The 547-nt window shown below is 38.2% G+C and carries 1 pseudogene; it reads left to right on the forward strand.

Annotated elements, in window-relative coordinates:
* A pseudogene (locus ACRCJ0_RS19025) lies at window positions 1–471 on the forward strand (phosphate acyltransferase PlsX); the annotation flags it as partial.
* Between the last annotated feature and the right edge of the window lie 76 nt (window positions 472–547).

Here is a 547-nt window from a genome sequence, read left to right on the forward strand (position 1 = left end):
GACAATAAAGGGAATGACTTGACGAAGGAAGCCTTTGGTTTATTAAAAGCCAATGATCAGATTCACTTCACTGGTAATATCGAATCTCGTGAAATTTTAAACGGGGTAGCAGATATTGTCGTAGCCGATGGATTTACTGGAAATGCCGTATTAAAATCAGTGGAAGGAACAGCAGCTGCTGTAATGAAATTGGTTAAAAATGCGATTATGGACGGTGGCGTTAGCGCTAAACTTGGTGGTTTACTAATCAAAGGGTCATTAAAAGATACGATGACTAAAATTGATTTAGACCAAGCAGGCGGCGGTATTTTATTTGGTGTTAAAGCACCAGTATTAAAAGCACATGGTTCTTCAAATGCGAGGAGCGTCTTCCATACGATTTTACAAGCAGCGACAATTGTAGATGCAGGTATTATTGAGGAATTGGCCACAACATTTGAAAAGGAAATGGCTGCTAAGAAGGCAGAATAAATTTACTAAAAGTGGGGCTAGCTTGACCTAGTTTCCCCCCTTTTAAAAAAATAAAAAGTTTTAGTTGATGTGTAAT

The organism is Aerococcus sp. L_32 (assembly GCF_050689315.1).